Below are 17863 nucleotides of genomic sequence, written 5' to 3'. Positions count from 1 at the left end.
TGACGCTGGGGAAGGCCGGCAGGCGGCCCTCGGCACGGCCCGAGTCGGCTCGAAACAGATGCATCGGATTGCCATTCCGCGGCAGCGGTGGCTATATGGGCCCAGGATCGCAGGGCCTGTCGGGGGAGCGATGTCCGAAGCGGCGCCTTTGGCAGAGTCGGAATATCTTCAGATCGAGGAGTTCATCGCAAGAACTCCTCGCGGGCGCGCATTCCTGCGCGAGCACAGTAGGCGTTCAGAGGGGACGGCCGTTCACGAGGTTCGTGCACTCGTCGGCGAGCTGCGCGATCTCTGGCAGCGGCAGAGCGAGGCGACGAACCTCGTGAACCGGGTCGCGGTGCTCCGCCACGAGCTCCAGGACATGAGCGCGTCGATTTCCCAGGCCCGGCGCGAGATCGCGGCGATCAAGCCGGCCGACGACCAGGGCAAGGACCGGATCGTCTCGGCAACCAACGAGCTCGATGCCATCATCCTGTCGACCGAGCGCGCCTCGTCCGAGATCCTGGGCGCGGCCGAGCGCATCCTCGAGCTCCTCGCCAGGCTGCGGGAGGGCGGCCCCGGCCCCGAGCTGGCCTCGGAGATCGAGGACCAGGTGATGACCATCTTCACCTCCTGCTCCTTCCAGGACCTGACGGGACAGCGAACCACCAAGGTGATCAACGCGCTGCGCTACATCGAGCAGCGGATCGCCACGCTGATCGCGCTCTGGGGCGTAAGCAGCGAGGATTCCGCCAGGGCGCCCGCCGGGCCGGAGGACAAGCGCCCGGACGCTCACCTGCTGAACGGACCCTCCGCGGACGGCAACAGCCAGGACGAGATCGACCGGCTGATGTCCGGCTTCGGCGGTGCAGCGCCAGGGCGGTCCGCCGCGCCCAAGGCGTCGCAGGCAGGTGTCCGGGAGGCGGCGGCGCCGGTGCTGCCGGCCTCGGCGCCGGCCGATGTGATCGACGCGCCGCCGGCCCTGGACCAGTCCGCCGTCGACGCGCTCTTTGGATGAGCGGGGCAGCCGCGCGGCACAATAGAGAGTATCGTACCATATGAAGGAGACGCCCATGCGCGATGGCGCACCCCCGTCCAGGACGCAGGACCCCGCCATCGAGCGCGGCCCGTCGCGCCTGGAGACGCTCTGCCTCAAGAAGGGGCTGAAGATGACGGGGCAGCGGCGCACGATCTCGCGCGTCCTGTCGGAGGCGAAGGACCATCCCGACGTCGAGGAGGTCTACCGGCGGGCCTCGGCCCTGGACGACAAGATTAGCATTGCGACGGTATACCGCACGGTGAAGCTGCTCGAGGACGTGGGCGTGATCGAGCGGCTCGACTTCGGCGACGGGCGTGCCCGCTTCGAGGAGGCCCGGGACGAGCATCACCACCATCTGATCGACCTGCAGAGCGGGCGGGTCGTGGAGTTCCAGTGCGAAGAGCTCGAGCTTCTGAAGGAGCGCATCGCGCGCGACCTCGGCTACGACCTCCTGGGGCACCGGCTTGAGCTCTACGGCGTACCGCTCGACCAGAAGCGCGGGAGTGGGGAGTGAAGGACCGGCCCTCGCCCGAAAGGACGCCCCTGTCCCGCAGCGCCTGCGGCCCCGGGTCGGATTGCTGCCGCCCCGCGGTGCAGCGCGCCTATGCGGAGCTGCGCGACCGCGGCCAGCCGGAGCGCTACGCATTCGAGGCGGCGCTCACGGTCTATCACTACTATCATCCCGAGACGCCGAGCGCCGAGGCGCAGACCATCGTCTCGGAATGGGTGTGGGACGGCCCGCGCCACTGATCCGCTCCGCCGCCCGCGAAACCCCGCACGGCCACTCGGCTCCTTCCCGGGGCCTGCCCCTGGACAGGGCGCGCCGCACGCGCCAGCATCGGCCCGGTTCCGATCATCCGAGGTATCGATGCTGACCCTGTTCTACGCCTCCGGCGCCTGTTCGCTGGCTCCCCATATTGCCCTCGAAGAGGCCGGCGCCCGCTACGAGGCCACGCCGGTGGCGCTCTCCAAGGGCGAGCAGCGCTCCGAAGCCTATCTGGCGATAAATCCGCGTGGCCGCGTTCCCGCGCTGCGCATCGGCTCGGACGTGCTGGTCGAGAACCCGGCGATCCTTCACTACATCGCGCGCAGCTATCCCGACGCGGGTCTGATCCCGGCCGGGGATGCGCTGGCCGAGGCCCGCTGCATCTCAATCATGTCTTGGCTGGCCAGCACCGTGCACGTGGCCTACGCCCATATCTTCCGCCCCGAACGCTATGCCGCGGACGAGACGGCGCACCCGGCCATCAAGGAGACCGGCCGCGCCGCCTTCTTGAATCATCTCCAGGAGATCGAGCGCATGCTGACGGGGCGCGAATGGGCCCTGGGCGAGCGGTATTCCGTCTGCGACCCCTACATGTTCGTGTTCTACCGCTGGGGCCGCCGGATCGAGCTCCCGATGGGCGAGCTCGCGGCCTATACGGCCCACAAGGATCGCATGCTGCAGCGTCCGGCCGTGCGCCGGACGCTGGAAGCGGAAGGACTCGACATCGCGTGAGGCCGCTCGGGCCGGCGCGGCGGTTGAACCCCTCCGCTTCCGTGCCGGCTCGCGCTGCGGCGCTGGGCTCAGCTTCCGCGGTATGTGGAATAGGACCAGGGACTGGCGAGGAGGGGCACATGGTAGTGGCCGTCGGGCTCCGCCAGGGCGAAGCGCAACGGGACGATGTCCAGGAAGGGCGGGTCGGAGAGCGGCACGCCAGCCGCGCGGAAATACTCCGCCAGGTGGAAGCGAAGCTCGTAATGTCCGGGTCTGAACGCCGCACCCTCCAGCAGCGGCCGGTCGGTGCGCCCGTCGGCATTGGTCGTGCGCGCGTCCAGACGGCGCGTGGTTCCATCCGGCTCGACGGCGAAGAGCTCCACCCTCAGGTTTCCGGCCGGCCGGCCCGCCGCGGTGTCGAGCACATGAGTCGTCAGCCGTCCCATCGCGCAGCTCCCCTTATCCCGTGATCATGGCCGCGATCCGGTGGCGCGCGATCCGCGCGACCTGGCCGAGCGCGGTCCGGATCTCCTCCGCGGGCTCGGCCGCCAGGCGGCGCGCGAAGGCGTCCAGGATGCTGTCCTTCGTATGTTCGCGCACGGCGATGATGAAGGGGAAGCCGAAGCGCTCCCGATAGGCGGCGTTGAGCGCGTCGAACCGCGCCCCGTCCTCGGGGCCGAGCGCAGTCAGGCCGGCCCCCCTCTGCTCGTCGGTCGAGGCGGCTGTCAGCAGGCGCTGGCGCATGGCCTCGCCGGCCAGCTCGGGGTGGCTACGCAGCAGCGCCAGGCGGCGTTCGGGCGAGGCGCGCTCGATCGCGGCCATCATGGCGCCGTGCAGCGCGTCCGGATCGGCGAAGGGCCGGGCCTCCCAGGCCTCGGCGGCGATCCAGGGCGCATGCTCGAAGACCTGTCCGAATGCAGCGACGAAGGCATCGCGCCCAAGGGCGTTGACCGCCGCCATGGCAAGGGGTTGCTGGCTCATGCCTCTCTCCTTACCCCGGCCGCCGGTCCCGCGCCAGCCGCCCGTTGCGGCCCCCCGGCGCGGAGCCCATACTGGCTGCGATATCGCAGCCCGCTGAGGGGATATGCCGGGTACCGTCAGGTTCGTGCTGGGCGACCGCGTCGTGGAGGTCAGCGACCCCGATCCCACGACGACTGTCCTGCAGTGGCTGCGCGCACAGGGACGCACCGGCACGAAGGAGGGCTGCGCCGAGGGTGACTGCGGGGCCTGCACGGTCGTCCTGGGGAGCGTCGATGACGGCCGCATCTCCTATCGCGCCGTGAATGCCTGCATCCTGTTCCTGCCCATGCTCGACGGACGCCAGCTCCTGACCGTCGAGGACCTGCGCGAGCCCCGAGGGCCGCTTCATCCCGTGCAGCAGGCGCTGGTCGATCATCACGGCAGCCAGTGCGGCTTCTGCACACCCGGCTTCGTGATGTCCCTCTTCGCGGAGTTCCACCGGGAGGAGGGGCTGAAGGACGAAGAGGGCATCCAGGACGCGCTGGCCGGGAATCTCTGCCGCTGCACGGGCTACCGACCGATCCTGGACGCCGCGCGCCGGGTTGGTGCCGCGTCGCGGGCCGACCGCTTCGCCGTCGAGGAGCCACGCATGCTCGCGCTGCTGGAAGGGCTGCGGCGGGACACGGGGCTCGCTCTCACGGGACCCGACGGCCGACGCTGGTTCGCCCCGCGCTGCCTTGCCGAGCTGCAGGCGCTTCTCGATGCGCATCCCGACGCGACGCTGCTGGCGGGGGCCACGGATGTAGGGCTGTGGGTGACCAAGCAGCACCGCCGGCCTGATCCCGTGGTCTGGCTCGGCGACGTCGCCGAGCTGCGCCGGATCGCGCAGGAACCCGACCGCATCGTCTTGGGCGCCGGCGTCAGCTATGCCGCGGCGCTGCCGGTCCTTGCCAGCCGCTGGCCCGCCTTCGGCGCGCTGGTACGGCGCCTGGGCTCGGCGCAGATCAGGAACTCGGGCACCATCGGCGGCAACATCGCCAACGCCTCGCCCATCGGCGACGGCATGCCGGCCCTGATCGCGCTTGGCGCGCGGCTGATCCTGAACCGCGCCGGGCTGCGGCGCACGATCCCCATCGAGGACTACTTCCTGGGCTACCGGCGCACGGCGCTTCTGCCCGGCGAGTTCCTGGAGGCGGTCGAGGTGCCGTCGGTCCCGGGCGGCACCTTCGCGACCTACAAGGTCTCCAAGCGCCGCGATCAGGACATCTCGGCCGTCGCAGCTGGTTTCAGCGTGACGCTGGAGGAGGGCGTGGTGACGGAGGCACGGCTCGCCTTCGGAGGCATGGCCGAGATCCCGAAGCGGGCCGCGGGGGCCGAGGCGGCGCTGGTCGGCAGGCCCTGGACCCTCGAGACCGTGGCCGCCGCCATGGAGGCGCTGGGCACCGACTTCGCCCCGCTGAACGACATGCGCGCCAGCGCCGCATACCGGATTCTGGTGGCGCGCAACCTGCTGATGCGTTTCCACCTGGAGAGCACCGGGCAGGCAGAGCTGCTGGAGGCCGCGGATGCGTGACGAGCCCGGCTTCGGTCCCACCACCCCTGGCCCCGTCCACGATGCCAACCCCGGCCCGGCGCGCCTGCGCGGCGCCGCCGGCGATCCCGTCCCCCATGACAGCGCCGCCAAGCATGTCAGCGGCGAGGCTGTCTACACCGACGACATCCCGGAGCTGCCGGGCACGCTCCACGCCTATGTGCTCCAGTCGCCGCGCGCCCATGCTCGGATCCTGCGCCTGGACGTCTCGGCGGCGCGCCGGGCGCCGGGCGTGCATGCGGTGCTGACCGCAGGGGACGTTCCGGGCGCGGTGGATATCGGGCCCGTCTTTCCCGGTGATCCTGTCCTCGCGCCGGAACTCGTGGAGTATGTGGGCCAGGCCGTCGCGGCCATCGCCGCCGAGACCCCGGGCCAGGCGCGCGCCGCTGCCGCGCTGATCGAGGCCGAGTACGAGGACCTGCCGGCGATCCTGACGGTTGACGAGGCGCTGGAGGCGGGCAGCTACGTCGGACCGGGCCTGACCATGCGGCTGGGCGAAAGCGCGGCGGCGCTGGCGGCCGCGCCGCGCCGGCTCTCCGGCTCCTTCGCGATGGGTGGCCAGGACCATTTCTACCTCGAGGGCCAGATCGCCTATGCGCTGCCGCGCGAGGACGGCGACATGCTGGTCCACAGCTCGACCCAGCATCCCAGCGAGGTCCAGCACCTGATCGCCAAGGTCCTGGGGCGGCCGGACGCGCATGTGACGGTCGAGGTGCGCCGCATGGGAGGCGGCTTCGGCGGGAAGGAGACTCAGCCCGCGCTGATCGCCTGCATCGCCGCGCTGCTGGCCGATGCCACGGGACGTCCGGTGAAGTACCGGATGGACCGCGACGACGACATGGTGATGACGGGCAAGCGCCACGATTTCCAGGTGCGTTACGAGGTCGGCTTCGACGAGGAGGGCCGCATCCAGGGGATCGAGATGGATCTGGCTGCGCGCTGCGGGATGTCGCCGGACCTGTCGAACGCGGTGGTCGACCGCGCGATGTTCCATGCCGACAACGCCTATTTCCTGGCCAATGCGACCGTCACTGGCCTGCGCTGCAAGACGAACACCGTCAGCAACACGGCCTTCCGCGGCTTCGGCGGGCCGCAGGGCATGGTCGCCATCGAGTACGTCGTGGACGAGATCGCCCGCGCCCTGGGCCGCGATCCGCTCGACGTGCGCAGGGCCAATCTCTACGGGCCCGGCCGGGATCTCACGCACTACCATCAGCCCGTCGAGGACGGCCCCCTGCTAGCGGCGCTGATGGACGATCTCGAGGCCTCCTGCGCCTATCGCGAGCGCCGCCGCGCCATCGATGCGTTCAACGCCGCGCACCGCGTGCTGAAGAAGGGGCTGGCGCTGACGCCGGTGAAGTTCGGCATCTCGTTCACGGCGACCCACATGAACCAGGCGGGGGCGCTGGTCCATCTCTACCAGGACGGGTCGATCCAGCTGAACCACGGCGGGACGGAGATGGGGCAGGGCGTCCACACCAAGGTCGCCCAGCTCGTCGCGACGGAGTTCGGCGTGGGTCTCGACCGGGTCCGGATCATGGCGACCTCGACCGGCAAGGTCCCGAACACCTCGCCGACCGCGGCCAGCTCGGGCACCGACCTGAACGGCGCCGCGGCCCTGCGCGCCGCGCGTGAGATCCGCAACCGGATGACCCTGTTCCTGGCCGAGCACTTCGCGGAGCCGGCCGAGTCCGTCGCCTTCAGGGACGGGATCGTCGCCGTGGGCGGGCGGACGCTCGCCTTCGCCGAGGCCTGCCACCTGGCCTACGTGAACCGGATCCACCTGTCGGCGGCCGGCTACTACCGCACCCCGAAAATCTGGTGGGACCGGACCGAGGCGCGCGGTCGGCCCTTCTACTACTTCGCCTGCGGGGCGGCCGCGACCGAGGTGCTGGTCGACACGCTGACCGGCGAGTACCGCTTCCTGAGGGCCGACCTGCTGCACGACTGCGGCACCTCGGTCAACCCGGCGATCGACCTGGGACAGGTCGAGGGCGGCTACGTTCAGGGCCTCGGCTGGCTGAGCTTCGAGGAGCTCTGGTGGGACGCACACGGCAGGCTGCGCACCCATGCGCCCAGCACCTACAAGATCCCGACGGGCCGCGACGTTCCCGCGGATTTCCGGGTCCGCTTGGTCGCGAACCAGCCGAACCGCGAGGATGTCGTGCACCGCTCCAAGGCCGTCGGCGAGCCGCCGCTGATGCTGGCCATCAGCGGCTATCTCGCGCTGAAGGACGCCGTCGCGGCGGTCGGCGGGCACAGGTTCCCCGTCCATCTCGACGCGCCGGCCACGCCCGAGCGGGTCCTGATGGCCTGCGAGGCCGTGCGGGCGCTCGGCGCGGCAGGCCCATGGGCGGGACCATGAGCGGGGACTGGCTCGCCGCGCTTGCCGCCTGCCGCGGTGCGCGGGAGGCGGCGGTGCTGGTGACGGTCGCTGCGGTCGAGGGCTCGGCTCCGCGCGAGGCCGGGGCGAAGATGCTGGTCACCGCGGCGCGCCAGGCCGGCACCATCGGCGGCGGCACGCTGGAGTTCGAGACCGTGCAGCGCGCAAGGCGGCTGCTGCGCGACGGCGCACGCTCCCCGGTCCTGGAAACGCTGCCGCTGGGGCCCGCGCTCGGCCAGTGCTGCGGGGGAAAGGTGACGCTGCTCCTGGAGCCGGTGCTGCCGCCAGGCCTGACTCTCTATCTGTTCGGCGCCGGTCATGTCGGGCGGGAGGTGGCTTCCGTGCTGGGCGGCCTTCCCGGTATCGCCATCCAGTGGATCGACCCGCGCGAGGACGAGTTTCCCGCCGCGGTGCCGACGGGCATCCGGCGGATCGTCAGCGACGTTCCCGAGGCCGAGGTGCTGGAGGCGCCGGCCGATGCCGCCTTCCTGGTGATGACGCACAGCCACGAGCTTGACCTGCGGCTGGTCGAGACAGTGCTACGACGGGGTGCCTTCCGATGGCTCGGCCTGATCGGCAGCGCGACCAAGCGGGCCCGGTTCGAGAAGCGCCTTGCCGCGCGTGGTCTTGATCCCGCCCGGCTGTCCTGCCCCGTCGGCGTCGCCGGCATCCGGGACAAGCACCCGCGCGCCATCGCCATCGCGGTCGCGGCCGATATCCTGCGTCTGGCCGAGTTGCCTTGCCTCGCTCCGATCCCCGTCGCAGCCGCAGCCGTAGCGGTGCGTGACTAGGACAGCTGCTCTTCAATCGAGCGGGTACGCTCCGTGACCACATCCCCGGTGTGCTTGGTGCTCACGGTTTCGATGAGCACGATCCAACACTCGTCGTCGGCAACCGGGTTGTGCATCGTGCCCTTGGGCACAACAAAGAACTCACCCGGGCGAAGATGAACAGTACCTTGCCCCTCCAGCTCGATTTTGAGGTGGCCCTGGATAACCCAAAATAACTCATCTTCTTCGTCGTGCTTATGCCACATGAGTTCGCCATGCAGCTTGGCAACCTTGACGTATTGATCGTTGACCTGGCCAATGACCTTTGGCGCCCAAGTTTGAGCAACGGCATCTAGGGATGCACCGATGTTCACTGCCTTCGGCAAGTGGACCTCCCCACGCGATAACCCGGTCCAGCGCGATAATCCCGTCAGCGCCTTTGGCCGGATACTTTTTGCAATGAGCGGTCACCGCTCACGCGGCGGCGCCGTTGGTCGGGACTCCAAGCCATAAGGAAAGTGTTCGGCCCGACACGAGAAGCTCGCCACCAGCTACATGCAATGCTCAAGCTCGCCTTCATCCGATGGTAGCTGCGCCTGCTCAGCCCGTCAGACGGGATCCATGGTTGGTGAAGTTCACGTTCGGTGATGGGGACTGGACACGCGAGCGTCCCATCCCAGCATCGCGACTTCGGCCACGTCTTCCAGCTCGGCACGGCTGGCGCCGTCGCGAGCCAGGATCGACATGCCGTTCTGGACGGTCTGGACGAAGCGGGCGAGCGCGTGGACGTCGAGCGACGCCGGGATTTCGTGGTCCGCAACGGCCCGGTTCAGGCGCTCCTCGAGGCGGTCGAGCGTAATTGCACGGGCTGATCGCACGAGATTGCCGAGTTCCAGGTGGCCTTCGCTGCCGACGGACGAGAGCGTCACCATGCAGCCGCTGGGAATATCGCCGGGATATCCCGTAAGCGCCGCAGCCGAATCCCAAAGCAGCGACCTGACCGCGTCGCGGGCCGTGGCGGCCGCGAAGAAGCCGGCCCAGACCAGCGCCTCGTAATTCTCGCGGTAATGACGCAGGGCTTCGGCGTAGAGCGCTTCCTTGGAGCCGAAAGCTGCGTACAGGCTGGGCGATCCGATGCCCATCGCCTCTGTGAGGTCGGTGATCGACGTCGCCTCGTATCCCTTGGACCAGAATAGGCGGGTCGCCTTCGCCAACGCGGTTTCGCGATCGAATGCGCGAGGCCGCCCGCGGCCGCGGCCCGGTGCCGCCACGTCGGTCTTCGGCGTCGGATCTGATTTTTGCATCGGTCGATATCTAAATCCGTTGACGAGCCTCCGCAAGGCGTCTAGGAATTCTGTGTCGATCGATACGTAATAAAGGCGCGGCGGGTGCAGAACCGGCGACACGACCTGTCGCTGCTCACCCGTACTCCGAAGCTCCCCGGCTTGAAGGAAGTGAGAAGGTGAAGGCCCTGAACCGCCAGATCGTATTGGCTGCACGCCCGAACGGCCACGCGAGGCCGAGTGACTTCGAGTTCGTCGAACGCCCGATCCCGGTCCCAGGGGACGGCGAGGTGCTGTTCCGCAATCTGCTGATCTCGGTGGACCCGTATCAGCGCAACCTGATGGGCAATGCGTCCACCGAACTGCCTCCGATTGATATTGGCCAGACCATGCCGGGCCCGACGGTCGCGGTCGTGGAACGGAGCGGAAATCCAGAATTCGCCGTGGGCGATCATGTCGTCAGTTGGTCAGGCTGGCGGGAGTACGGGCTTTCCGATGGCTCCGACCTCATGAAGGTCGATCCCGAGGCGGCGCCGCTGTCGACCGCGCTCGGCGTGCTTGGCCATACCGGCCTGACTGCATGGATTGGGACCACGAGGTTTCTCGATCCGAAGCCCGGCGGCACCTTCGTCGTTACTGCCGCGGCCGGATCGGTGGGTTCGGTTGCAGCGCAGATCGCGAAGCTGCGGGGCCATCGCGTCGTCGGCATCGCCGGCGGGCCTGAGAAGGTGCGCTATCTGAAGGAGGAGCTCGGCCTCGACGAAGCGGTCGACTACAAGGCGCCCGACTTCGCCGAGCAACTCGCCCGCGCATTGCCCGACGGCATCGACACGCTCTTCGAGAATGTCGGGGGGCGGCTTTTCGAGGCGTTGATGCCGTATTTCAACATGAAGGCGCAGATCGTCATCTGCGGCACCATCGCGCAATACGCGTTCCCCGGTGCTTCCGATGGTCCGAACCGTCTCCCCGAGTTGCTGAAGGCGTTTCTCTACCGGTTCATTGTCATTCGCGGCTTCTCGCTGACGGACCACTTCGACGCCTATCCCGAGTTTGCCGTGGAGATGAGATCCTGGGTGTCTCAGGACAGGATCAGGTACAGGGAGGAGTTCGTCGACGGGTTCGAGAACATCCCGGGCGCTTTTCTGAGGCTGTTCGACGGCAGCAACACCGGCAAGCTGATTGCGAGGCTTGGCTGAGGCCTGCGCCTGGCCCCGCTCAGGGATGGGTCGAACGATGGATCCCGCGGGTTGGCGCACCCGCAGCGCGTGCCCAATCGCTGGGCATCTGGCGATCTGCCCGTTTTTCGGGCCGCTGCGCACGCCGCAACCAGAAGCATAAAATTTGTGCAGTCATATTCGGCGCCGGCCGATGGCCGGCCGATGGTGGTATCCCGCCCGGCCGCGCCTGGGCCGCCCGGCGTACCGGCCGCGGGTCTCCGCCGCAACGCGGGCCCGCGATGGCATGCCTCTTGCTCCTGGACCCCGCGTCGGGCGGCGCGCCCGACCAACAAGCTGGGGGTCTGCATGTTCCTGAAAGACCGCGTTCTCGCCTTTGCATCGGGCGCCGCCCTGTCCGCCGCGATCCTGGCCGCCCCGATGGCTGCCCAGGCGCAGGAGACCATCAAGGTCGGCATCCTCCATTCGCTCTCCGGCACCATGGCCATCAGCGAGACGACGCTGAAGGACGCCATGCTGATGCTCATCGAGGAGCAGAACAAGAAGGGTGGCGTTCTCGGCAAGAAGCTCGAGGCGGTGGTCGTCGATCCCGCGTCCAACTGGCCTCTCTTTGCCGAGAAGGCGCGTGACCTCCTGACCAAGGACAAGGTCGCGGCCGTGTTCGGCTGCTGGACCTCGGTCTCGCGCAAGTCCGTGCTTCCGGTCTTCGAGGAGATGAACGGGCTGCTCTTCTACCCCGTGCAGTACGAGGGCGAGGAATCGTCCCGCAACGTCTTCTACACCGGCGCCGCGCCGAACCAACAGGCGATCCCGGCGGTCGACTATCTCGCCGAGAAGGAGAAGGTGCAGCGCTGGGTCCTTGCCGGCACCGACTACGTCTACCCGCGCACCACGAACAAGATCCTCGAGACCTACCTGAAGTCCAAGGGCGTCAAGGCCGAGGACATCATGATCAACTACACGCCGTTCGGGCATTCCGATTGGCAGTCGATCGTTGCCGACATCAAGAAGTTCGGCATGGCGGGCAAGAAGACGGCGGTCGTGTCGACGATCAACGGCGATGCCAACGTGCCGTTCTACAAGGAGCTCGGAAACCAGGGCATCAAGGCCGAGGACATCCCCGTCGTCGCCTTCTCGGTCGGCGAGGAGGAACTGGCCGGCATCGACACCAAGCCGCTGGTCGGCCATCTCGCGGCCTGGAACTACTTCATGTCGGTCGAGGATCCCGTCAACTCGGCCTTCATCAAGCAGTGGAAGTCCTTCATCAAGGACGAGAAGCGCGTGACCAACGATCCCATGGAGGCCCACTACATCGGCTTCAACATGTGGGTGAAGGCCGTCGAGAAGGCCGGGACGACCGCCCCCGACGCCGTGATCGACGCCATCGTCGGCGTGACCGTGCCGAACCTGACCGGCGGCTACTCGGCCATGATGCCGAACCACCACATCACCAAGCCCGTGCTGATCGGCGAGATCCAGGAGGACGGCCAGTTCGAGATCGTCTCGAAGACGCCGGGCCTGGTCGTCGGCGACGAGTGGTCGGACTTCCTGCCGGACTCGAAGGACCTGATCTCCGACTGGCGCGCCCCGATGGGCTGCGGCAACTTCAACGTGAAGACCGGGAAGTGCGGCGGCAAGGGAGCCTGACGCCGCCGCGCGCCGCCCGAGGGCGGCACGAAACGGGGGAGGCGGGTTCGCGCCCGCCTCCCCGATCCCCGGGGACCCCATGATGAACAGCTTGATCCGCCTGCTGGCCGGGCTCTGCCTCCTGCTCGCCGCCCAGGGCGCCGCCGGCCCGGCCGGCGCAGCCGATCTGGCGCCACTCGTCCGGATGCTGGGCGCGGGCGGCTTCGACGGCACCGAGCGCGCGGTGGCCGGGATGGCCGAGGCCGGGGAGCCTGCCGCCGTCCCGGTGCTGGAGGCGCTGCTGGCGGGCGACCTGCACGTCCGCAAGCCCGAAGGCGACGTGGTCGTCGCCCGGCGCCAGGGCGCCGAGATGGCGCTGACCGATCCGCTGAGCGGCGCATCGCTCGGCACGGCCGCGCCGGCGGTGGTGGACAAGATCCGCATCAACAACTCCCTGCGCCGCTCGATCCGCGCGGCCATCGGCAGCCTGACGCTGATGAGCCCGGATCCGCGCATCCGCCTGAACGCGGCCCACGCCGTCTTCAAGAGCCGCGACGCCGCGGCGCTCGAAACCCTCGATACGGCGCTCGGGCGCGAGACGGACGCATCCGTGAAGCAGGCCATGGCCGAGGCCCGGGCCTCGGTGATCCTCGCCTCGGCCTCGGCGCCCGAGGAGCAGAAGCTCGCGGCCATCGACACGCTGGGCGAGCGCGGCGACCGGGAGGTGCTCTCGCTCCTCACCGGGCTCTCGCGCGATGCGGCGGCTCCGGCCGCGCTGAAGCAGCGCGCGGCCTCGGTCGTCACCGATATCGAGCAGCGCATGCTGTTCTGGGACGCGCTGCAGAACCTCTGGTACGGGCTCTCCCTCGGCTCGGTCCTGCTGCTGGCCGCCATCGGGCTCGCGGTCACCTTCGGAGTGATGGGCGTCATCAACATGGCCCATGGCGAGATGGTGATGCTGGGGGCCTATTCGACCTTCGTGGTGCAGGAGGTCTTCCGCGCCTATGCGCCGCAGGCCTTCGACCTCTCGCTGCTGGTGGCCCTGCCGGTCGCCTTCGCCGTCGCCGCGGGCGTCGGCCTCGCCATCGAATGGACCGTGATCCGCAAGCTCTATGGCCGACCGCTCGAGACGCTGCTGGCGACCTGGGGCATTTCCCTTGCCCTGCAGCAGGCCGTCCGCTCGATCTTCGGACCGAACAACCGCGAGGTCGGCGCGCCGTCGTGGATGTCCGGCGCCTTCGAGCTCGGCGGCCTGTCCATCACCTACGGGAGGCTGTGGATCGTCGTCTTCTCCCTGGCGGTCTTCGCGCTGCTCGTTGTCGCCCTGCGCCGCACCTGGTTCGGGCTGACGATCCGCGCCGTCACCCAGAACCGACCCATGGCCGCAGCCATGGGCATGCGCACGCCGCGCGTCGACGCGATGGCCTTCGCCCTTGGCTCCGGCGTCGCCGGCCTGGCCGGCGTCGCGCTCAGCCAGATCGACAACGTCAGCCCCAACCTGGGCCAGGCCTACATCATCGACAGCTTCATGGTGGTGGTGTTCGGCGGGGTCGGGAACATCTGGGGCACGCTGGTCGGCGCGCTGGCGCTGGGCACCGTGAACAAGCTGCTCGAGCCCTATGCCGGCGCCGTGCTCGGAAAGATCTTCGTGCTCGTGCTCATCATCCTCTTCATCCAGCGGCGTCCGCGCGGGCTCTTCGCCCTGCGCGGCCGGGCCGTGGAGGCCTGAGATGCGCATGGTGCTTCCCGGCGGCCTGGACCGCAGCAAGCTGGTCCTGCCGATCCTGCTGCTGGCCGCGGCGGTCTACGTCCCCGTCGCCGTGCTGCTGATCCCCGAAGGATCGCCCTTCGCCCTGTCGGTCCACAGCGCAGGCCTGTTCGGCAAGTATCTCTGCTACGCCCTGCTGGCCCTGGCGCTCGACCTGGTCTGGGGCTACTGCGGGATCCTGTCGCTGGGCCACGGCGCCTTCTTTGCCCTGGGCGGCTACGCCATGGGCATGTACCTGATGCGGCAGATCGGTCCGCGTGGCGTCTATGGCCATCCGGTGCTGCCGGACTTCATGGTGTTCCTGAACTGGCAGGAGCTCCCCTGGTACTGGTACGGCTTCAACCACTTTCCCTTCGCGGCGCTGATGGTGCTGCTGGTGCCGGGGCTGCTGGCCTTCGCCTTCGGCTGGTTCGCCTTCCGCTCGCGCGTCACGGGCGTGTACCTCTCCATCATCACCCAGGCGCTGACCTTCGCGCTGCTACTGGCCTTCTTCCGGAACGACATGGGGTTCGGCGGCAACAACGGCCTGACCGACTTCAAGGAGATCCTGGGCTTCGAGCTGCAGGCCCCGGGCACGCGCGCGGCGCTCTTTGCCGCAACCGCCCTGGCCCTGGCCCTATGCTACCTGCTGGCGGCCTGGGTCGTGTCCTCCAAGGCCGGCAAGGTGATGACGGCCCTGCGCGACGCGGAAAGCCGCGTGCGCTTCCTCGGCTACGACGTGGAGCGCTACAAGCTCTTCGCCTGGACGCTCTCGGCCATGATGGCGGGCCTGGCAGGCGCCCTCTACGTGCCGCAGGTCGGCATCATCAACCCCGGCGAGTTCGCGCCCGCAGCCTCCATCGAGGCCGTGATCTGGGTGGCCGTCGGCGGGCGCGGCACGCTCACCGGCGCGGTCATCGGAGCGGTCATGGTGAACTTCGGCAAGAGCTGGTTCACCAGCGCCATGCCGGAGTTCTGGCTCTTCGCCCTGGGCGGCCTCTTCGTGCTGGTCACGCTGTACCTGCCGCGCGGCGTGCTGGGCCTCGTTTCGGACCTGTGGAGCCGCGCGGAAAGCCATCGCCGCCGGCGGCCGGACGACGTCCCGCAGGCGAGCCCCTGAGAGGAGGACACGGCATGGAATCGCTCCTCTATCTCGACGGCGTGACCGTCAGCTTCGACGGCTTCAAGGCGCTGAACGGCCTGTCGCTGGTCCTGCAGCCCGGCGAGATGCGGGCCGTGATCGGCCCCAACGGCGCAGGCAAGACGACCATGATGGACGTCATCACCGGCAAGACGCGCCCGCAGTCCGGGACGGTGCTGTTCGACGGCGGCACCGACCTGACCAAGCTGCGCGAGAACGACATCGCGACGCTCGGCATCGGGCGCAAGTTCCAGCGCCCCACAGTGTTCGAGCATCTCAGCGTCTGGGACAACCTGGAGCTGGCGCTGAAGGCGCCCCGCGGACCTTTCAGCACGTTGATGTGGAAGGCCGCCGCCGAGCACCGCGCGCGCATCAACGAGATCCTGGCGGTGATCCGGCTGGGCGACCGGCGAGACCGGCTGGCCGGCGGCCTGTCCCACGGCGAGAAGCAGTGGCTGGAGATCGGCATGCTGCTGGCCCAGGAGCCGCGCCTTCTGCTGGTCGACGAGCCCGTCGCCGGCATGACCGACGCCGAGACCGAGCAGACGGCGGCGCTGCTGCGCGACGTCGCCGAGACGCGGTCGGTGGTCGTTGTCGAGCACGACATGCATTTCGTCAGGGCCCTGGGGGTGAAGGTGACGTGCCTCCACGAGGGCTCGGTGCTGGCAGAGGGATCGCTCGATTCCGTCAGCGCCAACCAGCAGGTCATCGACGTGTATCTGGGACGCTGAGAATGCTCGAAATCCGGTCCGTCGACCTCCATTACGGCGCCGCCCAGGCGCTGCGCGCCGTCTCTCTCGACGTCCGCCCCGGCGAGGTCACCTGCCTGCTCGGCCGCAACGGCGTCGGCAAGACGAGCCTGCTGCGCGCGATCGTCGGCCATCGCGCCATCACGCGGGGATCCATCCGTTGGGAAGGTCAGGATCTGGCGCGCCTCCCGCCCTTCGAGCGCGCGCGCCGCGGCATCGCCTACGTCCCCCAGGGGCGCGAGGTCTTCCCGCTGCTCAGCGTGCGCGAGAACCTGCTGACCGGGTTCGCGCCGCTCGGCCGTGCGGATCGGACCATCCCCGACACGGTCTTCGAGCTGTTCCCGGTGCTCAGGACCATGCTGGCGCGCCGCGGCGGCGACCTGTCGGGCGGGCAGCAGCAGCAGCTCGCCATCGGCCGCGCGCTGGTGACACGCCCGCGGCTCCTCGTGCTGGACGAGCCGACGGAGGGCATCCAGCCCTCCATCATCAAGGACATCGCGCGGGCCATCGCGTATCTGCGCTCGCGCGGCGACATGGCGATCCTGCTGGTCGAGCAGTATTTCGACTTCGCCCGCGAGCTTGCCGACCGCTGGGCGGTGATGGATCGCGGCGAGGTCGTGCTGTCCGGCGACAGGGACGGGCTGGAGGGCGAGGAGGTCCGCCGGCACCTGACGGTCTGAGGGCTTGTGCTGTGAGCCCTGCATGGTTGAATAGGCCGTCCGTCCCGCGCGGGAGAAAGTGATTGCCCGTATCCGTTCCCGCGCCAGCCAGGCTCCGGGTCCATGGCACCGCCGAGGTCGCTTTCCGTCATGCCGACGGGGCGTCGCGCCTTGCGCATCTCTACCAGCACGACCCACTCAAGGTGCTGTTCCCCACCGTCCCGGCGGGCGAGCCGCCCTGGGCGGTGCTGGTGACGACCTCGGGCGGCATGGTGGGCGGCGACCGGCTCGACGTACGGGCCGAGGTGCGCGACGGCGCGGAAGCCCTTGTCACCACGCAGGCAGCCGAGAAGGTCTACCGCTCCGCGGAGCCCGACTGCCTGATGGAGGTGGCGCTTGCCGCCGGGCCCGGCGGCGCCCTGGAATGGTTGCCGCAGGAGACGATCCTGTTCGACCAGGCGCGGCTCCGCCGTACCACCCGGGCTGATCTCTCGGGCGATGCGCGGCTGATGGCGGGCGAGATGCTGGTCTTCGGGCGCACCGCCATGGGCGAACGGTTTCGCCGGGGCCTTGCGCGCGACGCCTGGGAGATCCGGCGGGATGGCCGCCTGGTCTGGGCCGACGCCCAGCACCTGGACGGGGGCTGCGCCGCGGTGCTGGATGACCCCGCCTGCTACGGCGGGGCGGTCGCGACCGGCACGATCCTCTGCGTGGGGCCGGGCGCGGCCGGGCTGCTCGACAGGGCGCGGGACCTGCTGGACGCGCCGCCGGACGGTGTCCGGGCTGCGGCCGGCATCGTCGAGGACATCCTGCTGGTGCGCTGGCTCGGCCGCGAGGCGCGGGCCATGCGCGGCGCCTACGGCGCCTTCTGGGCGGGCATGCGCGAGGCGTTCCTGGGGCGCCCGGCGCGGCTGCCGCGGCTCTGGCATGTGTGATCGGGCGGGCTGAACGGAATAAGAAGGGGAGGCGGGAATGAACCTGACACCGCGCGAGAAGGACAAGCTGCTGGTCGCCATGGCGGCCGTGGTCGCGCGTCGGAGGCTGGAGCGCGGCGTGAAGCTGAACCATCCCGAGGCAGTGGCGCTGATCACCGACTTCGTCGTGGAGGGCGCGCGGGACGGCCGCTCCGTCGCCGAGCTGATGCGCGACGGCGGCACCGTGCTCTCGCGCGAGCAGGTGATGCCCGGCGTCGCCGAGATGATCCACGAGATCCAGGTCGAGGCCACCTTCCCCGACGGGACGAAGCTGGTCACCGTCCACAACCCGATCCGATAGGGGAAGGCC

19 protein-coding genes are annotated in these 17863 nt (G+C 69.3%); 15 read left to right on the top strand and 4 right to left on the bottom strand.

Annotated features, from left to right (window positions below; all coding sequences use genetic code 11):
- Window positions 1-148: 148 nt before the first annotated feature.
- The 4 genes from JUB13_RS00580 to JUB13_RS00565 all read left to right on the top strand — a co-directional run bounded on the left by JUB13_RS00580 (window position 149) and on the right by JUB13_RS00565 (window position 2516).
- Window positions 149-997, top strand: coding sequence for a protein phosphatase CheZ (locus tag JUB13_RS00580; protein ID WP_207476288.1), 849 nt, complete (start codon window positions 149-151; stop codon window positions 995-997).
- 55 nt (window positions 998-1052) lie between these two features.
- Window positions 1053-1532, top strand: coding sequence for a Fur family transcriptional regulator (locus JUB13_RS00575; protein WP_207476286.1), 480 nt, complete (start codon window positions 1053-1055; stop codon window positions 1530-1532).
- The gene (locus JUB13_RS00570) at window positions 1529-1768 is read left to right on the top strand and encodes a hypothetical protein (RefSeq protein WP_328702834.1); all 240 of its coding nucleotides are present in this window, start codon (window positions 1529-1531) and stop codon (window positions 1766-1768) included. Before JUB13_RS00575 ends, JUB13_RS00570 begins: the two co-directional genes overlap by 4 nt.
- A gap of 118 nt (window positions 1769-1886) precedes the next feature.
- Window positions 1887-2516, top strand: coding sequence for a glutathione S-transferase family protein (locus tag JUB13_RS00565; RefSeq protein WP_207476284.1), 630 nt, complete (start codon window positions 1887-1889; stop codon window positions 2514-2516).
- 68 nt (window positions 2517-2584) lie between these two features.
- On the opposite strand, the gene uraH is transcribed toward JUB13_RS00565, so the two are convergent.
- Both uraH and uraD read right to left on the bottom strand, forming a co-directional pair.
- Entirely contained in the window at window positions 2585-2941 is a 357-nt protein-coding gene (gene uraH, locus JUB13_RS00560; protein ID WP_207476281.1) for a hydroxyisourate hydrolase, read from the bottom strand.
- A 13-nt stretch (window positions 2942-2954) separates the two neighbouring features.
- Window positions 2955-3476, bottom strand: coding sequence for a 2-oxo-4-hydroxy-4-carboxy-5-ureidoimidazoline decarboxylase (gene uraD, locus JUB13_RS00555; protein ID WP_207476279.1), 522 nt, complete (start codon window positions 3474-3476; stop codon window positions 2955-2957).
- A gap of 103 nt (window positions 3477-3579) precedes the next feature.
- Between uraD and xdhA the strand changes: the two genes are divergently transcribed.
- From xdhA to xdhC, 3 genes are read left to right on the top strand one after another with little or no spacing between them, the layout of a single operon-like run.
- A complete protein-coding gene (gene xdhA, locus JUB13_RS00550) occupies window positions 3580-5028 on the top strand; it encodes a xanthine dehydrogenase small subunit (RefSeq protein WP_207476277.1) in 1449 nt (482 codons plus the stop codon).
- The gene (xdhB, locus tag JUB13_RS00545; protein WP_207476275.1) at window positions 5021-7411 is read left to right on the top strand and encodes a xanthine dehydrogenase molybdopterin binding subunit; all 2391 of its coding nucleotides are present in this window, start codon (window positions 5021-5023) and stop codon (window positions 7409-7411) included. Before xdhA ends, xdhB begins: the two co-directional genes overlap by 8 nt.
- Complete coding sequence (gene xdhC / locus JUB13_RS00540; protein WP_207476273.1) at window positions 7408-8220, top strand: xanthine dehydrogenase accessory protein XdhC; 813 nt, start codon at window positions 7408-7410, stop codon at window positions 8218-8220. Before xdhB ends, xdhC begins: the two co-directional genes overlap by 4 nt.
- Here the strand turns inward: xdhC and JUB13_RS00535 are convergent.
- Both JUB13_RS00535 and JUB13_RS00530 read right to left on the bottom strand, forming a co-directional pair.
- Window positions 8217-8585 carry a cupin domain-containing protein gene (locus tag JUB13_RS00535; RefSeq protein ID WP_236024640.1) on the bottom strand — a complete coding sequence of 123 codons (369 nt, stop codon included), beginning with the start codon at window positions 8583-8585 and terminating at the stop codon, window positions 8217-8219. The genes xdhC and JUB13_RS00535 overlap by 4 nt on opposite strands.
- 249 nt (window positions 8586-8834) lie before the next feature.
- The gene (locus tag JUB13_RS00530; protein WP_328702833.1) at window positions 8835-9605 is read right to left on the bottom strand and encodes a TetR/AcrR family transcriptional regulator; all 771 of its coding nucleotides are present in this window, start codon (window positions 9603-9605) and stop codon (window positions 8835-8837) included.
- A gap of 56 nt (window positions 9606-9661) precedes the next feature.
- On the opposite strand from JUB13_RS00530, the gene JUB13_RS00525 reads away from it, so the two are divergent.
- The 8 genes from JUB13_RS00525 to JUB13_RS00490 all read left to right on the top strand — a co-directional run bounded on the left by JUB13_RS00525 (window position 9662) and on the right by JUB13_RS00490 (window position 17854).
- Window positions 9662-10678, top strand: a complete 1017-nt coding sequence (locus tag JUB13_RS00525) for an NADP-dependent oxidoreductase (protein WP_207476271.1) — start codon at window positions 9662-9664, stop codon at window positions 10676-10678.
- A 399-nt stretch (window positions 10679-11077) separates the two neighbouring features.
- Entirely contained in the window at window positions 11078-12304 is a 1227-nt protein-coding gene (urtA, locus tag JUB13_RS00520) for an urea ABC transporter substrate-binding protein (RefSeq protein ID WP_236024685.1), read from the top strand.
- Window positions 12305-12386: 82 nt separating this feature from the next.
- Window positions 12387-14012, top strand: coding sequence for an urea ABC transporter permease subunit UrtB (urtB, locus tag JUB13_RS00515; RefSeq protein WP_207476267.1), 1626 nt, complete (start codon window positions 12387-12389; stop codon window positions 14010-14012).
- A gap of 1 nt (window position 14013) precedes the next feature.
- Complete coding sequence (gene urtC / locus JUB13_RS00510) at window positions 14014-15150, top strand: urea ABC transporter permease subunit UrtC (protein ID WP_407928049.1); 1137 nt, start codon at window positions 14014-14016, stop codon at window positions 15148-15150.
- A 14-nt stretch (window positions 15151-15164) separates the two neighbouring features.
- Window positions 15165-15902: an urea ABC transporter ATP-binding protein UrtD gene (gene urtD, locus JUB13_RS00505; protein ID WP_207476266.1), complete on the top strand. Its 738-nt coding sequence runs from the start codon at window positions 15165-15167 to the stop codon at window positions 15900-15902.
- Between the two features lie 2 nt (window positions 15903-15904).
- Complete coding sequence (urtE, locus tag JUB13_RS00500; RefSeq protein ID WP_207476265.1) at window positions 15905-16600, top strand: urea ABC transporter ATP-binding subunit UrtE; 696 nt, start codon at window positions 15905-15907, stop codon at window positions 16598-16600.
- 62 nt (window positions 16601-16662) lie between these two features.
- Window positions 16663-17514, top strand: a complete 852-nt coding sequence (locus JUB13_RS00495) for an urease accessory protein UreD (protein ID WP_207476264.1) — start codon at window positions 16663-16665, stop codon at window positions 17512-17514.
- Window positions 17515-17551: 37 nt separating this feature from the next.
- Entirely contained in the window at window positions 17552-17854 is a 303-nt protein-coding gene (locus tag JUB13_RS00490) for an urease subunit gamma (protein WP_207476263.1), read from the top strand.
- Window positions 17855-17863: the final 9 nt, after the last annotated feature.

Source organism: Arenibaculum pallidiluteum (assembly GCF_017355985.1).
GTDB classification, from domain to species: domain Bacteria; phylum Pseudomonadota; class Alphaproteobacteria; order Azospirillales; family Azospirillaceae; genus Arenibaculum; species Arenibaculum pallidiluteum.
The sequence above is the reverse complement of the archived record's forward strand: the minus strand, read 5'-3'. Positions and strand labels throughout refer to the sequence as shown.

Excerpts from the sequence above, each read along its gene's own strand:
- JUB13_RS00575 (WP_207476286.1), top strand. The coding sequence starts at position 1,053 with ATGCGCGATGGCGCACCCCCGTCCAGGACGCAGGACCCCGCCATCGAG.
- JUB13_RS00565 (WP_207476284.1), top strand. The coding sequence starts at position 1,887 with ATGCTGACCCTGTTCTACGCCTCCGGCGCCTGTTCGCTGGCTCCCCAT.
- uraH (WP_207476281.1), bottom strand. The coding sequence starts at position 2,941 with ATGGGACGGCTGACGACTCATGTGCTCGACACCGCGGCGGGCCGGCCG.
- uraD (WP_207476279.1), bottom strand. The coding sequence starts at position 3,476 with ATGAGCCAGCAACCCCTTGCCATGGCGGCGGTCAACGCCCTTGGGCGC.
- xdhA (WP_207476277.1), top strand. The coding sequence starts at position 3,580 with ATGCCGGGTACCGTCAGGTTCGTGCTGGGCGACCGCGTCGTGGAGGTC.
- xdhB (WP_207476275.1), top strand. The coding sequence starts at position 5,021 with ATGCGTGACGAGCCCGGCTTCGGTCCCACCACCCCTGGCCCCGTCCAC.
- xdhC (WP_207476273.1), top strand. The coding sequence starts at position 7,408 with ATGAGCGGGGACTGGCTCGCCGCGCTTGCCGCCTGCCGCGGTGCGCGG.
- urtA (WP_236024685.1), top strand. The coding sequence starts at position 11,078 with ATGGCTGCCCAGGCGCAGGAGACCATCAAGGTCGGCATCCTCCATTCG.
- urtB (WP_207476267.1), top strand. The coding sequence starts at position 12,387 with ATGAACAGCTTGATCCGCCTGCTGGCCGGGCTCTGCCTCCTGCTCGCC.
- urtC (WP_407928049.1), top strand. The coding sequence starts at position 14,014 with ATGCGCATGGTGCTTCCCGGCGGCCTGGACCGCAGCAAGCTGGTCCTG.
- urtD (WP_207476266.1), top strand. The coding sequence starts at position 15,165 with ATGGAATCGCTCCTCTATCTCGACGGCGTGACCGTCAGCTTCGACGGC.
- urtE (WP_207476265.1), top strand. The coding sequence starts at position 15,905 with ATGCTCGAAATCCGGTCCGTCGACCTCCATTACGGCGCCGCCCAGGCG.
- JUB13_RS00490 (WP_207476263.1), top strand. The coding sequence starts at position 17,552 with ATGAACCTGACACCGCGCGAGAAGGACAAGCTGCTGGTCGCCATGGCG.